At 56.4% G+C, this 12,954-nt stretch carries 26 protein-coding genes; all 26 read left to right on the top strand.

Going from position 1 to position 12,954, the window contains the following annotated elements; genetic code table 11:
- Window positions 1-16 precede the first annotated feature (16 nt).
- Window positions 17-1,210 (top strand): elongation factor Tu, encoded by a 1,194-nt coding sequence (gene tuf, locus ALTERO38_RS16975; protein ID WP_025240334.1) that lies wholly within the window; start codon window positions 17-19, stop codon window positions 1,208-1,210.
- A gap of 149 nt (window positions 1,211-1,359) precedes the next feature.
- Complete coding sequence (gene rpsJ, locus ALTERO38_RS16970; protein WP_003186070.1) at window positions 1,360-1,671, top strand: 30S ribosomal protein S10; 312 nt, start codon at window positions 1,360-1,362, stop codon at window positions 1,669-1,671.
- A gap of 81 nt (window positions 1,672-1,752) precedes the next feature.
- Window positions 1,753-2,388, top strand: coding sequence for a 50S ribosomal protein L3 (rplC, locus tag ALTERO38_RS16965; RefSeq protein ID WP_045430590.1), 636 nt, complete (start codon window positions 1,753-1,755; stop codon window positions 2,386-2,388).
- A 12-nt stretch (window positions 2,389-2,400) separates the two neighbouring features.
- Window positions 2,401-3,003, top strand: a complete 603-nt coding sequence (gene rplD / locus ALTERO38_RS16960; protein WP_019339977.1) for a 50S ribosomal protein L4 — start codon at window positions 2,401-2,403, stop codon at window positions 3,001-3,003.
- Window positions 3,000-3,299, top strand: a complete 300-nt coding sequence (gene rplW / locus ALTERO38_RS16955) for a 50S ribosomal protein L23 (protein WP_021209378.1) — start codon at window positions 3,000-3,002, stop codon at window positions 3,297-3,299. Before rplD ends, rplW begins: the two co-directional genes overlap by 4 nt.
- 14 nt (window positions 3,300-3,313) lie before the next feature.
- Window positions 3,314-4,135, top strand: coding sequence for a 50S ribosomal protein L2 (gene rplB / locus ALTERO38_RS16950; protein WP_019339975.1), 822 nt, complete (start codon window positions 3,314-3,316; stop codon window positions 4,133-4,135).
- Window positions 4,136-4,151: 16 nt separating this feature from the next.
- A complete protein-coding gene (rpsS, locus tag ALTERO38_RS16945) occupies window positions 4,152-4,427 on the top strand; it encodes a 30S ribosomal protein S19 (RefSeq protein WP_021209376.1) in 276 nt (91 codons plus the stop codon).
- Between the two features lie 13 nt (window positions 4,428-4,440).
- Complete coding sequence (gene rplV / locus ALTERO38_RS16940) at window positions 4,441-4,773, top strand: 50S ribosomal protein L22 (protein ID WP_007924194.1); 333 nt, start codon at window positions 4,441-4,443, stop codon at window positions 4,771-4,773.
- 13 nt (window positions 4,774-4,786) lie between these two features.
- A complete protein-coding gene (gene rpsC / locus ALTERO38_RS16935) occupies window positions 4,787-5,473 on the top strand; it encodes a 30S ribosomal protein S3 (protein WP_019339973.1) in 687 nt (228 codons plus the stop codon).
- A 12-nt stretch (window positions 5,474-5,485) separates the two neighbouring features.
- Window positions 5,486-5,899 (top strand): 50S ribosomal protein L16, encoded by a 414-nt coding sequence (gene rplP / locus ALTERO38_RS16930; RefSeq protein ID WP_003176421.1) that lies wholly within the window; start codon window positions 5,486-5,488, stop codon window positions 5,897-5,899.
- The gene (gene rpmC / locus ALTERO38_RS16925) at window positions 5,899-6,090 is read left to right on the top strand and encodes a 50S ribosomal protein L29 (protein ID WP_159969088.1); all 192 of its coding nucleotides are present in this window, start codon (window positions 5,899-5,901) and stop codon (window positions 6,088-6,090) included. The genes rplP and rpmC overlap by 1 nt, the downstream gene beginning before the upstream one ends.
- Before the next feature lie 2 nt (window positions 6,091-6,092).
- A complete protein-coding gene (rpsQ, locus tag ALTERO38_RS16920; RefSeq protein WP_025240347.1) occupies window positions 6,093-6,359 on the top strand; it encodes a 30S ribosomal protein S17 in 267 nt (88 codons plus the stop codon).
- A gap of 23 nt (window positions 6,360-6,382) precedes the next feature.
- Window positions 6,383-6,751, top strand: coding sequence for a 50S ribosomal protein L14 (gene rplN / locus ALTERO38_RS16915; protein ID WP_003289207.1), 369 nt, complete (start codon window positions 6,383-6,385; stop codon window positions 6,749-6,751).
- 11 nt (window positions 6,752-6,762) lie between these two features.
- Window positions 6,763-7,077 (top strand): 50S ribosomal protein L24, encoded by a 315-nt coding sequence (gene rplX / locus ALTERO38_RS16910; protein WP_019339971.1) that lies wholly within the window; start codon window positions 6,763-6,765, stop codon window positions 7,075-7,077.
- A 19-nt stretch (window positions 7,078-7,096) separates the two neighbouring features.
- Complete coding sequence (rplE, locus tag ALTERO38_RS16905) at window positions 7,097-7,636, top strand: 50S ribosomal protein L5 (protein WP_019339970.1); 540 nt, start codon at window positions 7,097-7,099, stop codon at window positions 7,634-7,636.
- Window positions 7,637-7,649: 13 nt separating this feature from the next.
- Window positions 7,650-7,955: a 30S ribosomal protein S14 gene (gene rpsN / locus ALTERO38_RS16900; RefSeq protein ID WP_046164401.1), complete on the top strand. Its 306-nt coding sequence runs from the start codon at window positions 7,650-7,652 to the stop codon at window positions 7,953-7,955.
- A 185-nt stretch (window positions 7,956-8,140) separates the two neighbouring features.
- Window positions 8,141-8,533, top strand: a complete 393-nt coding sequence (rpsH, locus tag ALTERO38_RS16895) for a 30S ribosomal protein S8 (protein WP_003281824.1) — start codon at window positions 8,141-8,143, stop codon at window positions 8,531-8,533.
- Between the two features lie 12 nt (window positions 8,534-8,545).
- Entirely contained in the window at window positions 8,546-9,079 is a 534-nt protein-coding gene (rplF, locus tag ALTERO38_RS16890; RefSeq protein WP_019339968.1) for a 50S ribosomal protein L6, read from the top strand.
- A 10-nt stretch (window positions 9,080-9,089) separates the two neighbouring features.
- On the top strand, window positions 9,090-9,440 hold the full coding sequence (gene rplR / locus ALTERO38_RS16885; RefSeq protein ID WP_019339967.1) for a 50S ribosomal protein L18: 351 nt from the start codon (window positions 9,090-9,092) through the stop codon (window positions 9,438-9,440).
- A gap of 3 nt (window positions 9,441-9,443) precedes the next feature.
- On the top strand, window positions 9,444-9,944 hold the full coding sequence (rpsE, locus tag ALTERO38_RS16880) for a 30S ribosomal protein S5 (RefSeq protein WP_019339966.1): 501 nt from the start codon (window positions 9,444-9,446) through the stop codon (window positions 9,942-9,944).
- Window positions 9,945-9,946: 2 nt separating this feature from the next.
- Complete coding sequence (rpmD, locus tag ALTERO38_RS16875) at window positions 9,947-10,126, top strand: 50S ribosomal protein L30 (RefSeq protein WP_003281818.1); 180 nt, start codon at window positions 9,947-9,949, stop codon at window positions 10,124-10,126.
- A 3-nt stretch (window positions 10,127-10,129) separates the two neighbouring features.
- Window positions 10,130-10,564 (top strand): 50S ribosomal protein L15, encoded by a 435-nt coding sequence (gene rplO / locus ALTERO38_RS16870; RefSeq protein ID WP_159969087.1) that lies wholly within the window; start codon window positions 10,130-10,132, stop codon window positions 10,562-10,564.
- A complete protein-coding gene (secY, locus tag ALTERO38_RS16865) occupies window positions 10,565-11,893 on the top strand; it encodes a preprotein translocase subunit SecY (RefSeq protein ID WP_159969086.1) in 1,329 nt (442 codons plus the stop codon). It abuts the gene before it with no gap.
- A 30-nt stretch (window positions 11,894-11,923) separates the two neighbouring features.
- Window positions 11,924-12,040, top strand: coding sequence for a 50S ribosomal protein L36 (gene rpmJ / locus ALTERO38_RS16860; RefSeq protein WP_014854209.1), 117 nt, complete (start codon window positions 11,924-11,926; stop codon window positions 12,038-12,040).
- A 131-nt stretch (window positions 12,041-12,171) separates the two neighbouring features.
- Window positions 12,172-12,528, top strand: a complete 357-nt coding sequence (rpsM, locus tag ALTERO38_RS16855) for a 30S ribosomal protein S13 (RefSeq protein WP_073301056.1) — start codon at window positions 12,172-12,174, stop codon at window positions 12,526-12,528.
- 30 nt (window positions 12,529-12,558) lie between these two features.
- Window positions 12,559-12,948, top strand: a complete 390-nt coding sequence (gene rpsK, locus ALTERO38_RS16850; protein WP_014854207.1) for a 30S ribosomal protein S11 — start codon at window positions 12,559-12,561, stop codon at window positions 12,946-12,948.
- Window positions 12,949-12,954: the final 6 nt, after the last annotated feature.

Here is a 12,954-nt window from a genome sequence, read left to right as displayed (position 1 = left end):
TAAGAGGTTTACTGTCGTGGCTAAAGAAAAATTCGAACGTAACAAACCGCACCTGAACGTCGGTACCATTGGTCACGTCGACCATGGCAAAACCACGCTCACCGCAGCGCTGACCAAGGTCTGTGCTGAAACTTGGGGCGGCTCTGCGCGTGACTTCTCGCAGATCGACAACGCGCCGGAAGAGAAGGCTCGTGGTATCACCATCAACACCTCCCACGTTGAATATGATTCCTCGATCCGTCACTACGCCCACGTTGACTGCCCAGGCCACGCTGACTATGTGAAGAACATGATCACCGGTGCTGCGCAGATGGACGGCGCGATCCTGGTTTGCTCCGCAGCTGACGGCCCCATGCCGCAGACGCGTGAGCACATCCTGTTGTCTCGTCAGGTTGGCGTTCCTTACATCGTTGTCTTCCTGAACAAGGCGGACATGGTGGATGACGCTGAGCTGCTTGAGCTGGTTGAGATGGAAGTGCGTGACCTGCTGTCGACCTACGACTTCCCGGGTGACGACACTCCGATCATTATCGGTTCTGCGCTGATGGCGCTGAATGGTCAGGACGACAACGAAATGGGCGTATCGGCCGTGCGTAAGCTGGTCGAAACTCTGGACAGCTACATCCCAGAGCCTGAGCGTGCCATCGACAAGCCGTTCCTGATGCCAATCGAAGACGTGTTCTCGATCTCCGGTCGCGGTACCGTTGTGACTGGTCGTGTTGAGCGCGGTATCGTCAAAGTTCAGGAAGAAATCGAAATCGTTGGTATCCGTGCCACGACCAAGACTACCTGCACCGGTGTTGAGATGTTCCGTAAGCTGCTCGACGAAGGTCGTGCAGGTGAGAACGTCGGCGTGCTGCTGCGTGGTACCAAGCGTGATGACGTCGAGCGTGGTCAGGTTCTGGCCAAGCCGGGCACCATCAAGCCGCACACCAAGTTCGAAGGCGAAGTCTACGTACTGAGCAAGGAAGAAGGCGGCCGTCACACTCCGTTCTTCAAAGGCTACCGTCCGCAGTTCTACTTCCGTACTACTGACGTCACCGGTAACTGCGAACTGCCAGAAGGCGTTGAGATGGTAATGCCGGGCGACAACATCAAGATGGTTGTCACCCTGATCGCTCCGATCGCCATGGAAGATGGTCTGCGCTTCGCGATTCGCGAAGGCGGCCGTACCGTTGGTGCCGGCGTGGTTGCCAAGATCATCGAGTAACCGCTCGGTGTCGAAAAGGGCCCTTCGGGGCCCTTTTTTCTATTGCTGATCATTTATTGACACCCCCTGGACGCATCCGTACAATTGCGCCTCCTTTTACCGGGCGTATTGCGTTTGGTAGGGATGGCTAATTGGAGTCTGAGGTCAAAATGCAAAACCAACAAATCCGTATTCGGTTGAAGGCTTTTGACCATCGCCTGATCGATCAATCAACCCAGGAAATCGTGGAAACCGCGAAACGTACTGGTGCTCAGGTGCGTGGTCCGATTCCACTGCCGACCCGCAAAGAACGGTTCACTGTTCTGGTTTCACCGCACGTCAACAAGGACGCGCGCGACCAGTACGAGATCCGTACTCATAAGCGTGTGCTGGATATCGTCCAGCCGACCGACAAGACCGTCGATGCGCTGATGAAGCTTGATCTTGCGGCTGGCGTGGAAGTGCAGATCAGCCTCGGCTAAAACCTGGAGTTTTAGTCGTGTAACGCTCTGAAATGGGCGGCCATAGCGGGTGAAAGCCCCGTACACTCAAGAGGTTACAACATGACTATTGGTGTAGTCGGTCGTAAATGCGGCATGACCCGCGTTTTCACCGAAGATGGTGTCTCTATTCCGGTTACGGTCATTGAGATCGAGCCGAATCGCGTCACTCAGTTCAAAAATGAAGAGAGCGACGGCTATCGCGCTGTGCAGGTTACTGTCGGCGAGCGTCGCGCGTCCCGCGTCACCAAGGCTCAGGCTGGTCACTTCGCCAAGGCGAATGTAGCTGCCGGTCGTGGTGTCTGGGAATTCCGCCTTGATGGCGAGGAGTTCCAGGTCGGCGACCAGATCAAGGCCGAGATTTTCCAGGCTGGACAAATGGTGGATGTCACCGGTCAGTCCAAGGGTAAAGGCTTTGCCGGTACCATCAAGCGGTGGAATTTCCGTGGTCAGGACAATACTCACGGTAACTCCGTATCCCACCGCGTCCCGGGTTCTATTGGCCAGTGCCAGACTCCAGGCCGTGTTTTCAAGGGCAAGAAGATGTCCGGGCACATGGGCGCCGAGCGCGTAACCGTGCAGTCCCTGGAAATCGTGCGTGTCGATGCCGAACGTAATCTGCTGTTGGTCAAGGGTGCAGTGCCCGGTGCCACTGGTGGTGACGTTGTCGTGCGTCCGGCTGCCAAGGCTCGCGGGTAAGGGGGAGTTCACATGCAATTGAATGTTAATGGCGCACAAGCCATCGAAGTCTCCGAGCAAACCTTTGGCGGTGAGTTCAACGAAACGCTGGTGCACCAGGCAGTCGTCGCCTATATGGCTGGCGGTCGTCAGGGTAGCAAGCAGCAGAAGACCCGTTCTGACGTTTCCGGTGGCGGCAAGCGCCCCTGGCGTCAAAAGGGTACCGGCCGTGCTCGTGCAGGTACCTCGCGTGGTCCGATCTGGCGTGGCGGTGGTGTGACTTTCGCTGCTCGACCGCAGAACCATGAGCAGAAGCTCAACAAGAAGATGTACCGCGCAGCGCTGCGTTCCATTCTTTCTGAACTGGTTCGTTCCGAGCGTCTGGTCGTCGTTGAAGATTTCGCCGTCGACAGCCCCAAGACCAAGCTGCTTGCTAACAAGCTGACCGGTATGGGTCTGAATGACGTACTGATCGTTTCCGATGCTGTCGATCAGAACCTGTATCTGGCGGCCCGCAACCTGCCGCACGTCGATGTTCGTGACGTTCAGGGTTCCGATCCCGTCAGCCTGATCGCCTATGACAAGGTCTTGATCACCGTGTCGGCTGTGAAGAAATTCGAGGAGCTGCTGGGATGAACCAGGAACGCGTATTCAAAGTCCTGCTTGGTCCGCACGTCTCCGAGAAGGCAACCATGTTGGCTGATAGCAAAAGCCAATTCGTTTTCAAGGTTGCTACTGATGCAACCAAGCTGGAAATCAAGAAGGCCGTCGAAAGCCTGTTCAACGTGAAGGTCGCCAAGGTCAGCACTCTGAATGTTCAGGGTAAGACCAAGCGCACCGCTCGCGGTCTGGGCAAGCGCAATGACTGGAAGAAGGCGTACATCGCACTTCAGCCGGGCCAGGATCTCGATTTCTCCGGCAACGCTGAGTAAGGAAGGGGTGCATCATGGCAATCGTTAAATGCAAACCGACTTCCGCGGGCCGCCGTTTTGTGGTCAAAGTGGTCGGTCAGGAGCTGCACAAAGGCGCTCCTTATGCTCCGCTGCTCGAGAAGAAGTCGAAGTCTGGCGGTCGTAACAACAACGGTCGAATCACTACTCGTCACATTGGTGGTGGTCACAAGCAGCATTACCGTCTGGTTGATTTTCGTCGTAACAAGGATGGCATCCCAGCCGTCGTTGAGCGCGTTGAATATGACCCGAACCGTACTGCGCACATTGCGCTACTCAAGTACGCGGATGGTGAGCGTCGCTACATCATCGCTCCCAAAGGCGTCAGTGCTGGCGATCAGCTGCTTTCCGGCGTTAATGCGCCGATCAAGGCTGGTAACAGTCTGCCGCTGCGCAACATTCCGCTGGGTTCCACTGTTCACGGTGTTGAGCTCAAGCCGGGCAAGGGCGCTCAGATTGCTCGTTCCGCTGGTGCTTCGGCTCAGCTGGTCGCGCGTGAAGGTGCTTATGTGACGCTGCGTCTTCGCTCCGGCGAAATGCGCAAAGTGCTGGCTGAATGCCGTGCGACCCTGGGCGAGGTCTCGAACTCCGAGCACAGCCTGCGTTCGCTGGGTAAAGCGGGTGCCAAGCGCTGGCGCGGTGTTCGCCCGACCGTTCGCGGTGTGGCAATGAACCCGGTCGATCACCCCCACGGTGGTGGTGAGGGTCGTACCTCCGGTGGTCGTCATCCGGTGTCGCCATGGGGCTTCCCGACTAAGGGCGCGAAGACTCGCTCTAACAAGCGCACCGATAACATGATCGTCCGTCGTCGCAAGTAACTAGAGGGATACGACAGTGCCGCGTTCTCTGAAAAAAGGTCCTTTTATCGATCTTCACCTATTGAAGAAGGTCGAAGTGGCGATGGAAAAGAATGATCGCAAGCCGGTTAAAACCTGGTCGCGTCGTTCGATGATCCTGCCGCAAATGGTCGGTCTGACCATCGCTGTGCATAACGGCCGTCAACATGTCCCCGTTCTCGTGAGCGAAGACATGGTCGGTCACAAACTCGGCGAGTTCGCTGGTACCCGCACTTATCGCGGGCACGTAGCGGACAAGAAAGGCAAGCGCTAAGGGGTAAGGAAAGATGGAAGTAGCCGCTAAGTTGTCGGGCGCTCGCATCTCCGCCCAGAAAGCCCGCCTGGTCGCCGACCAGATCCGCGGGAAGAGGGTGGGCGAAGCGCTCAACCTGCTGGCTTTCAGCAGTAAGAAAGCCGCCGAGATCATGAAAAAAGTGCTGGAGTCGGCTGTAGCCAACGCCGAGCACAACGAAGGCGCTGACGTGGACGACCTGAAAGTCTCCACTGTCTTCGTCAACGAGGGGCGTTCGCTTAAGCGCATCATGCCGCGTGCCAAAGGCCGCGCTGATCGCATCGTCAAGCGGTCTTGCCATATCACTGTCAAGGTTGCGGACAAGTAACGGAGTCGATCAGATGGGTCAGAAAGTACATCCCACTGGCATTCGCCTGGGAATCGTCAAGGAGCACACTTCCGTCTGGTATGCAGACGGTCGTACGTACGCCGATTATCTGCTTGCAGATCTGAACGTGCGTGAATACCTCCAAGACAAATTAAAAAGCGCGTCCGTAAGCCGTATCGACATCCATCGTCCGGCTCAAACCGCACGCATCACCATCCACACCGCTCGTCCCGGCATCGTGATCGGAAAGAAAGGTGAAGATGTTGAGAAGCTGCGTCAGGACCTGACCAAGAGAATGGGTGTGCCTGTGCACATCAACATCGAAGAAATCCGCAAGCCGGAGCTCGATGCAATGCTGGTAGCACAGAACGTCGCTCAGCAGCTGGAGCGTCGCGTAATGTTCCGCCGCGCTATGAAGCGCGCCGTACAGAACGCGATCCGCATTGGTGCCAAGGGCATCAAGATCCAGGTGAGCGGTCGTCTGGGTGGGGCTGAAATTGCCCGTACAGAATGGTATCGGGAAGGTCGTGTGCCGTTGCACACCCTGCGTGCCGATATCGACTACAACACCTACGAAGCACACACCACTTACGGTGTGATTGGCGTCAAGGTTTGGATCTTCAAAGGCGAAGTTATTGGTGGTCGCCATGAAGAGCTCAAGCCGCAAGCGCCTGCGCCTCGTAAAAAAGCTGCCAAGTAAGGAGTACGCCAAATGTTGCAACCAAAGCGTACAAAATTCCGCAAGCAGATGACCGGTCACAACCGTGGCCTGGCTCAGCGCGGTAGCAAAGTCAGCTTCGGCGAATTCGCTCTGAAGTCTGTCGCCCGTGGTCGTCTTACTGCGCGTCAGATCGAGTCTGCACGTCGTGCGTTGACTCGTCACGTTAAGCGTGGCGGCAAGATCTGGATCCGCGTTTTCCCCGACAAGCCTATTTCCAAGAAGCCGCTTGAAGTGCGGATGGGTAAAGGTAAGGGTAACGTCGAGTACTGGGTTGCCCAGATTCAGCCGGGCAAGGTGCTTTACGAGATCGAGGGTGTTTCCGAAGAGCTGGCGCGTGAGGCATTCGCCCTGGCTGCTGCAAAGCTGCCTCTCGCCACCTCCTTTGTTAAGCGGACGGTGATGTGATGAAAGCGAATGAGCTTCGTGGAAAATCCGCTCAGCAGCTGAACGAGCAGTTGCTCGAGCTGCTGCGCGACCAGTTCAATCTGCGTATGCAGAAAGCAACTGGCCAGTTGGGGCAGTCTCACCTGCTCTCGCAAGTCAAGCGCGATATCGCTCGTGTCAAGACTGTGCTCAACCAGCAGGCAGGTAAGTGATCATGGCTGAAGTTGAAAAAACTGTCCGTACGCTGACTGGCCGCGTCGTCAGCGACAAGATGGACAAAAGCATCACCGTACTGATCGAGCGTCGCGTCAAGCACCCGATCTACGGTAAATACGTGAAGCGTTCGACCAAACTGCACGCCCACGACGAAACCAACCAGTGCCGTATCGGTGACAAGGTCACGATTCGCGAGACTCGTCCTATGGCGAAGACCAAGTGCTGGATGTTGGTTGATGTCGTCGAACGTGCCGTCGAAGTCTAAGGGCTAAGGGTCGGAGAAATTATATGATTCAGACTCAATCAATGCTCGATGTGGCTGATAACAGTGGCGCCCGTCGCGTCATGTGTATCAAGGTTCTCGGCGGTTCGCACCGCCGTTACGCCGGCATCGGCGACATCATCAAGGTTACCGTCAAGGAAGCGATTCCTCGTGGCAAGGTCAAGAAAGGCCAGGTAATGACCGCTGTTGTGGTCCGTACCCGTCACGGTGTTCGTCGTCCTGACGGCTCCATCATTCGCTTCGATGGCAACGCTGCTGTTCTGCTGAACAACAAGCAGGAGCCTATTGGCACCCGTATTTTTGGGCCGGTGACGCGTGAGCTTCGTTCCGAGAAGTTCATGAAGATCGTCTCGCTCGCGCCTGAAGTGCTGTAAGGAGAAGCCGCATGCAAAAGATTCGTCGCAACGACGAGATCATCGTCATCGCCGGCAAAGACAAGGGCAAGCGCGGTAAGGTGCTCCGGGTTCTCGCTGACGACCGTCTGGTTGTCGGTGGTATCAACCTGGTGAAGCGCCATACCAAGCCGAACCCGATGTCGGGCGTTCAGGGCGGTATCGTCGAGAAGGAGGCGCCACTGCACGCCTCTAACGTCGCTATTTTCAATGGCGAAACCAACAAGGCTGACCGCGTTGGGTTCAAAGTTGAAGACGGCAAGAAAATTCGTGTCTTCAAGTCGACCCAAAAGCCGGTTGAAGCTTGAGACTGCTAGGTAGATAACCATGGCACGACTAAAAGAAGTTTATCGGAAGCAAATCGCTCCCAAGCTGAAAGAAGAGCTTCAGCTTGGTAACGTGATGGAAGTTCCGCGCATTACCAAGATCACCCTGAACATGGGTATTGGCGAGGCCATCGGTGATAAGAAAATCATCGATAACGCGGTTGCTGATCTTGAGAAAATCACCGGCCAGAAGGTCGTCGTGACTCACGCTCGCAAGTCTATAGCTGGCTTCAAGGTCCGCGAGGGCTGGCCGATCGGTGTCAAGGTGACCTTGCGCAGTGATCGTATGTACGAATTCCTGGATCGTCTGTTGTCGATCTCCCTGCCTCGGGTTCGCGACTTCCGCGGCCTGAATGCCAAGTCGTTTGACGGCCGTGGCAATTACAGCATGGGTGTGAAAGAGCAGATCATTTTTCCGGAAATCGATTACGACAAGATCGATGCCCTGCGTGGTCTGGACATCACTCTGACCACTACTGCTCGGACGGATGAAGAGGGTCGCGCACTGCTGCGTGCCTTCAACTTCCCGTTCCGTAACTGATTGGAGTAGGCACATGGCTAAGCAAAGCATGAAGAACCGTGAGCTGAAGCGTCAGCAAACGGTTGCCAAGTACGCCCAGAAGCGTGCCGCGCTGAAAGCAACCATCGCTAACCCGGAGTCCACTCCGGAAGCGCGTTGGGAGGCTCAGGTGGCTCTGCAAAAGCAGCCTCGTGACGCAAGCGCTTCGCGCTTGCGTAACCGCTGCCGTCTGACCGGTCGTCCGCACGGTGTTTATCGCAAGTTCGGTCTTGCGCGTAACATGCTGCGTCAGGCCGCCATGCGTGGCGACGTACCGGGTCTGGTTAAAGCCAGCTGGTAAGAACGGTAGCTCGGCGATCCTGTCGAGCTGGCTGTTTCCAAATCAAGCCCCTATGGGGCTTGATTCGTTTCTGGACTATCTCTAGAATGTCCGGCTCGCCCGAGCCACGCCTTCGGCGTTCGCTCATCTAGCAGGCGACACGAGCCCTCCCGGGCTTATTTTTTTGTATTAGGAGCCAAGAGCCCATGAGTATGCAGGACCCGTTAGCGGACATGCTAACTCGTATCCGTAATGCCCAGATGGCCGAAAAGTCCGTCGTAAGCATGCCGTCTTCCACTCTGAAGGTGGCTGTAGCCAACGTTCTTCAGGGTGAAGGCTATATAGCAGGATACAACGTCAGCAGCGACGCCAAGCCGCAGCTGTCTATCGAGCTTAAGTATTTCGAGGGCCGTCCGGTCATCGAGGAGCTGAAGCGCGTAAGCCGTCCTGGCCTTCGCCAGTACAAATCCGTCGATCAGTTGCCGAAGGTTCGCGGCGGTCTGGGTGTTTCGATCGTGTCCACCAACAAGGGTGTGATGACTGATCGGGCTGCTCGCGCTGCTGGCGTTGGCGGCGAAGTGCTCTGCACAGTGTTCTAAGGGGGGATAAGCATGTCTCGCGTTGCTAAGAACCCCGTCAAGCTGCCCGCTGGTGTTGAATTCAACATGTCCGGCCAGCAGCTTTCGGTAAAGGGTGCCAAGGGTGCTCTGGAACTGAATGTGCACTCGTCCGTGGAAGTGATTCACGAGGCTGGTGAGTTGCGTTTCGCTGCTCGCAATGGCGATCAGCAGAATCGCGCCATGGCCGGTACCACCCGTGCGCTGGTTAACAATATGGTCATCGGCGTCAGCCAGGGCTTCGAGCGCAAGCTTCAGCTGGTTGGCGTTGGTTACAAGGCGCAAGCCAAAGGTCAAGTGCTGTCCCTGGCTCTCGGCTTCTCGCACCCGGTGGAATATGAACTGCCGCAAGGCGTTACCGCTGAGACCCCCAGCCAGACCGATATCCTGATCAAGGGTGTCGATAAGCAACTGGTCGGTCAGGTGGCTGCTGAAATCCGCGATTTCCGTCGTCCTGAGCCTTACAAAGGCAAAGGCGTACGTTACTCGGACGAAGTGGTCCGTCGTAAAGAAGCTAAGAAGAAGTAGGGCATAGCAAATGAGCGTAAAGAAAGTTACTCGTCTGCGTCGCGCTCGCAAGGCACGCCTGAAGATGCGCGAGCTGGAAACCGTACGCCTGTGTGTGTACCGCTCTTCCCAGCACATCTACGCCCAGGTCCTTTCGGCCGACGGCGGCAAGGTCCTGGCCAGCGCCTCGACTCTGGACAAAGAACTGCGCGGCGGTGCCACTGGCAACGTCGACGCTGCCAAGAAAGTTGGTCAGCTGGTCGCTGAGCGTGCTAAGGCCGCAGGTGTCACCCAGGTGGCGTTCGACCGTTCTGGCTTCAAGTACCACGGTCGTGTCAAGGCACTGGCTGATGCTGCTCGTGAAGGCGGGCTGGAGTTCTAAGTTATGGCATATAACGAGCAAAAGCGCGACGAAGGCTACATTGAGAAGCTGGTTCAAGTTAACCGCGTCGCCAAGACTGTAAAGGGTGGTCGTATCTTCACCTTCACCGCGTTGACCGTGGTGGGTGATGGTAAGGGTCGTGTAGGTTTCGGTCGCGGCAAGTCGCGTGAAGTACCTGCTGCTATTCAGAAGGCCATGGAGGCGGCTCGCCGCAACATGATCCAGGTTGATCTGAATGGCACCACGCTGCAGTACGCTACCAAAGCGGCGCATGGCGCCTCCAAGGTCTACATGCAGCCTGCTTCTGAAGGTACCGGTGTTATCGCCGGAGGCGCAATGCGCGCCATCCTTGAAGTGGCTGGTGTGCAGAACGTCCTGGCTAAGTGCTACGGCTCGACCAATCCGGTGAACGTGGTTCATGCCACTTTCAAGGGGCTGAAGGCCATGCAGTCGCCTGAGTCGATCGCTGCCAAGCGTGGCAAGAGCGTCGAGGAGATTTCCTGATCATGGCTAACACCGTCAAGGTCACGCTGATTAAAAGCGTCAGCGGTCGTATCCCCAATCACAAGCTGTGCGTAAAGGGCCTCGGCCTTCGTCGCATTGGTCACACTGTCGAGGTTCAGGACACTCCTGAGAATCGCGGCATGATCAACAAGGCTTATTACATGCTCCGTGTGGAGGGCTAAGCCATGCAACTGAACGATCTGCGTTCTGCGCCGGGTGCCCGTCGCGAAAAGCTTCGTCCTGGTCGCGGTATCGGTAGCGGTCTGGGTAAGACCGGTGGCCGTGGTCACAAGGGTCAGACTTCCCGTTCCGGTGGCAAGATTGCTCCTGGATTCGAGGGTGGTCAGCAGCCGTTGCATCGTCGTCTGCCGAAGTTCGGCTTCGTATCGCTCAAGGCCATGGATCGTGCGGAAGTGCGCACATCCGAGCTGGCCAAGGTCGAAGGCGATGTTGTCTCCGTGCAGAGCCTCAAGGATGCCAACGTCATCAACCAGAACGTGCAGCGTGTGAAAATCATGCTGTCCGGTGAGGTTGGTCGCGCTGTGACCCTGAAAGGCATCGCCGCCACCAAAGGTGCGCGTGCGGCTATCGAAGCAGCTGGCGGCAAGTTCGAGGAATAAATGGCTAAGCAAGGTGCTCTCTCCGCGCTGAGTAATGGCGGGCTGTCCGAACTCTGGGCTCGTCTGCGCTTTTTGCTGATGGCGATCATCGTCTATCGAGTAGGGGCGCACATCCCGGTGCCGGGGATCAATCCCGACAGGTTGGCCGAGCTGTTCCGTCAGAACGAAGGGACCATCCTTAGTCTGTTCAACATGTTTTCAGGTGGTGCGCTGGAGCGCATGAGCATCTTTGCACTGGGGATCATGCCGTACATCTCGGCGTCGATCATCATGCAGCTTATGACAGCTGTCAGCCCGCAGCTTGAGCAGTTGAAGAAGGAAGGCGAGGCCGGTCGCCGCAAGATCAGTCAGTACACGCGCTATCTGGCGCTGGTGCTGGCTATCGTGCAGGCCATCGGTATGTCCGTCGGTCTGGCCGGGCAAGGTGTCGCATTCAGTAGTGACTTCGGCTTCTACTTCGTCGCCATCACCACGTTTGTGGCGGGTGCGATGTTCATGATGTGGCTGGGTGAGCAGATCACTGAACGTGGCGTCGGTAACGGCATTTCGATGTTGATCTTTGCCGGTATCGTTGCTGGTTTGCCGGGCGCCCTAGGGCAGTCCTTCGAGTCAGCTCGCCAAGGTGATGTCAATATCATTGCGCTGTTGGCCGTGGGGCTTCTGGCTGTTGCGATCATTGGTTTTGTGGTCTTCATTGAGCGTGGTCAGCGGCGAATCGCCGTGCATTACGCCAAGCGTCAGCAGGGTCGTAAGGTCTTCGCTGCACAAACAAGCCACTTGCCCTTGAAAGTCAATATGGCTGGGGTGATTCCAGCAATCTTTGCGAGCAGCATTCTACTGTTCCCGGCGTCGTTGGGTCAGTGGTTTGGTCAGTCCGAAAGCATGAGCTGGCTGGCTGATATCTCGCAGTCGATTGCTCCCGGTCAGCCGTTGAATATCCTGTTGTTCAGTGCCGGAATCATCTTCTTCTGCTTCTTCTATACGGCGTTGATGTTCAACCCTAAAGACGTTGCAGAAAACTTGAAGAAGTCCGGTGCGTTTATTCCAGGGATTCGTCCTGGTGAGCAGTCGGCGCGCTATATCGATGGTGTGCTGACCCGCTTGACCTTGTTCGGTGCCCTGTACATGACGGCTGTTTGCTTGCTTCCTCAGTTCCTTGTGGTTGCTGCAAATGTGCCGTTCTACCTTGGCGGGACCTCGTTGCTGATTGTGGTCGTGGTTGTAATGGACTTCATGTCTCAAGTGCAGTCACATCTGATGTCCCACCAGTACGATTCCCTGATGAAAAAAGCCAACCTGAAGGGCTACGGCAGCGGAATGCTTCGCTGAAGTCAGCTCGTAAGGTTCTAGGAGTTGGTCATGAAAGTTCGCGCATCGGTCAAAAAACTGTGCCGCAACTGCAAGATCGTTCGTCGCGAAGGCGTCGTTCGTGTGATCTGCAGCGCAGAACCGCGGCACAAACAGCGCCAAGGCTGATTGTGAGCTAAGGCTCGGGCCCGGCAGCTAGTGCGCTGCCGGGTTGATTATTTGTTATTACAGCGTTAGTATCTCGCGCCCTTTTCTTGGCTTCCGGGGCGTTGGGTAGCTGTCAATTGGAGTTTCACTGAATGGCCCGTATTGCAGGCGTAAACATTCCGGATAACAAGCACACTGTTATCTCGCTGACCTACATCTATGGTGTTGGTCGCACTCGCGCACAGACAATCTGTGCCGCTACCGGTGTAAACCCGGCAGCAAAAATCAAGGATCTCACTGACGAGCAGGTTGAGCTGCTTCGTGGCGAAGTGGGCAAGTTCATCGTTGAAGGTGACCTGCGTCGCGAAGTCAACATGAAGATCAAGCGCTTGATGGACCTGGGTTGCTACCGCGGCCTGCGTCATCGTCGTGGTCTGCCGGTCCGCGGTCAGCGTACCAAGACCAACGCTCGTACCCGCAAGGGTCCGCGTAAGCCGATCCGCAAGTAATCGCATTAGCGCATCGACAGGAATCTAATCATGGCAAAACCTGCTGCTCGTCCTCGTAAAAAAGTAAAAAAGACGGTGGTTGATGGCATCGCCCATATCCACGCTTCTTTCAACAACACCATCATCACTATCACCGATCGCCAAGGCAATGCGTTGTCCTGGGCGACGTCTGGTGGTTCCGGTTTCCGCGGCTCCCGTAAGAGCACCCCGTTCGCTGCCCAGGTGGCTGCCGAGCGTGCTGGTCAAGCGGCACTGGAATATGGCCTCAAGAACCTCGACGTCAATGTCAAGGGTCCTGGTCCGGGCCGTGAATCTGCTGTTCGTGCATTGAACGGCTGTGGTTATAAAATCGCCAGCATCACCGACGTGACGCCGATCCCGCACAACGGGTGCCGTCCGCCGAAGAAGCGCCGCGTGTAATCAGGA

Source organism: Pseudomonas sp. 9Ag, assembly GCF_902506445.1.
Lineage (GTDB): Bacteria > Pseudomonadota > Gammaproteobacteria > Pseudomonadales > Pseudomonadaceae > Stutzerimonas > Stutzerimonas stutzeri_AB.
The sequence above is the reverse complement of the archived record's forward strand: the minus strand, read 5'-3'. Positions and strand labels throughout refer to the sequence as shown.

Excerpts from the sequence above, each read along its gene's own strand:
- rpsJ (WP_003186070.1), top strand. The coding sequence starts at position 1,360 with ATGCAAAACCAACAAATCCGTATTCGGTTGAAGGCTTTTGACCATCGC.
- rplC (WP_045430590.1), top strand. The coding sequence starts at position 1,753 with ATGACTATTGGTGTAGTCGGTCGTAAATGCGGCATGACCCGCGTTTTC.
- rplD (WP_019339977.1), top strand. The coding sequence starts at position 2,401 with ATGCAATTGAATGTTAATGGCGCACAAGCCATCGAAGTCTCCGAGCAA.
- rplW (WP_021209378.1), top strand. The coding sequence starts at position 3,000 with ATGAACCAGGAACGCGTATTCAAAGTCCTGCTTGGTCCGCACGTCTCC.
- rplB (WP_019339975.1), top strand. The coding sequence starts at position 3,314 with ATGGCAATCGTTAAATGCAAACCGACTTCCGCGGGCCGCCGTTTTGTG.
- rplV (WP_007924194.1), top strand. The coding sequence starts at position 4,441 with ATGGAAGTAGCCGCTAAGTTGTCGGGCGCTCGCATCTCCGCCCAGAAA.
- rpsC (WP_019339973.1), top strand. The coding sequence starts at position 4,787 with ATGGGTCAGAAAGTACATCCCACTGGCATTCGCCTGGGAATCGTCAAG.
- rplP (WP_003176421.1), top strand. The coding sequence starts at position 5,486 with ATGTTGCAACCAAAGCGTACAAAATTCCGCAAGCAGATGACCGGTCAC.
- rpmC (WP_159969088.1), top strand. The coding sequence starts at position 5,899 with ATGAAAGCGAATGAGCTTCGTGGAAAATCCGCTCAGCAGCTGAACGAG.
- rpsQ (WP_025240347.1), top strand. The coding sequence starts at position 6,093 with ATGGCTGAAGTTGAAAAAACTGTCCGTACGCTGACTGGCCGCGTCGTC.
- rplN (WP_003289207.1), top strand. The coding sequence starts at position 6,383 with ATGATTCAGACTCAATCAATGCTCGATGTGGCTGATAACAGTGGCGCC.
- rplX (WP_019339971.1), top strand. The coding sequence starts at position 6,763 with ATGCAAAAGATTCGTCGCAACGACGAGATCATCGTCATCGCCGGCAAA.
- rplE (WP_019339970.1), top strand. The coding sequence starts at position 7,097 with ATGGCACGACTAAAAGAAGTTTATCGGAAGCAAATCGCTCCCAAGCTG.
- rpsN (WP_046164401.1), top strand. The coding sequence starts at position 7,650 with ATGGCTAAGCAAAGCATGAAGAACCGTGAGCTGAAGCGTCAGCAAACG.
- rpsH (WP_003281824.1), top strand. The coding sequence starts at position 8,141 with ATGAGTATGCAGGACCCGTTAGCGGACATGCTAACTCGTATCCGTAAT.
- rplF (WP_019339968.1), top strand. The coding sequence starts at position 8,546 with ATGTCTCGCGTTGCTAAGAACCCCGTCAAGCTGCCCGCTGGTGTTGAA.
- rplR (WP_019339967.1), top strand. The coding sequence starts at position 9,090 with ATGAGCGTAAAGAAAGTTACTCGTCTGCGTCGCGCTCGCAAGGCACGC.
- rpsE (WP_019339966.1), top strand. The coding sequence starts at position 9,444 with ATGGCATATAACGAGCAAAAGCGCGACGAAGGCTACATTGAGAAGCTG.
- rpmD (WP_003281818.1), top strand. The coding sequence starts at position 9,947 with ATGGCTAACACCGTCAAGGTCACGCTGATTAAAAGCGTCAGCGGTCGT.
- rplO (WP_159969087.1), top strand. The coding sequence starts at position 10,130 with ATGCAACTGAACGATCTGCGTTCTGCGCCGGGTGCCCGTCGCGAAAAG.
- secY (WP_159969086.1), top strand. The coding sequence starts at position 10,565 with ATGGCTAAGCAAGGTGCTCTCTCCGCGCTGAGTAATGGCGGGCTGTCC.
- rpmJ (WP_014854209.1), top strand. The coding sequence starts at position 11,924 with ATGAAAGTTCGCGCATCGGTCAAAAAACTGTGCCGCAACTGCAAGATC.
- rpsM (WP_073301056.1), top strand. The coding sequence starts at position 12,172 with ATGGCCCGTATTGCAGGCGTAAACATTCCGGATAACAAGCACACTGTT.
- rpsK (WP_014854207.1), top strand. The coding sequence starts at position 12,559 with ATGGCAAAACCTGCTGCTCGTCCTCGTAAAAAAGTAAAAAAGACGGTG.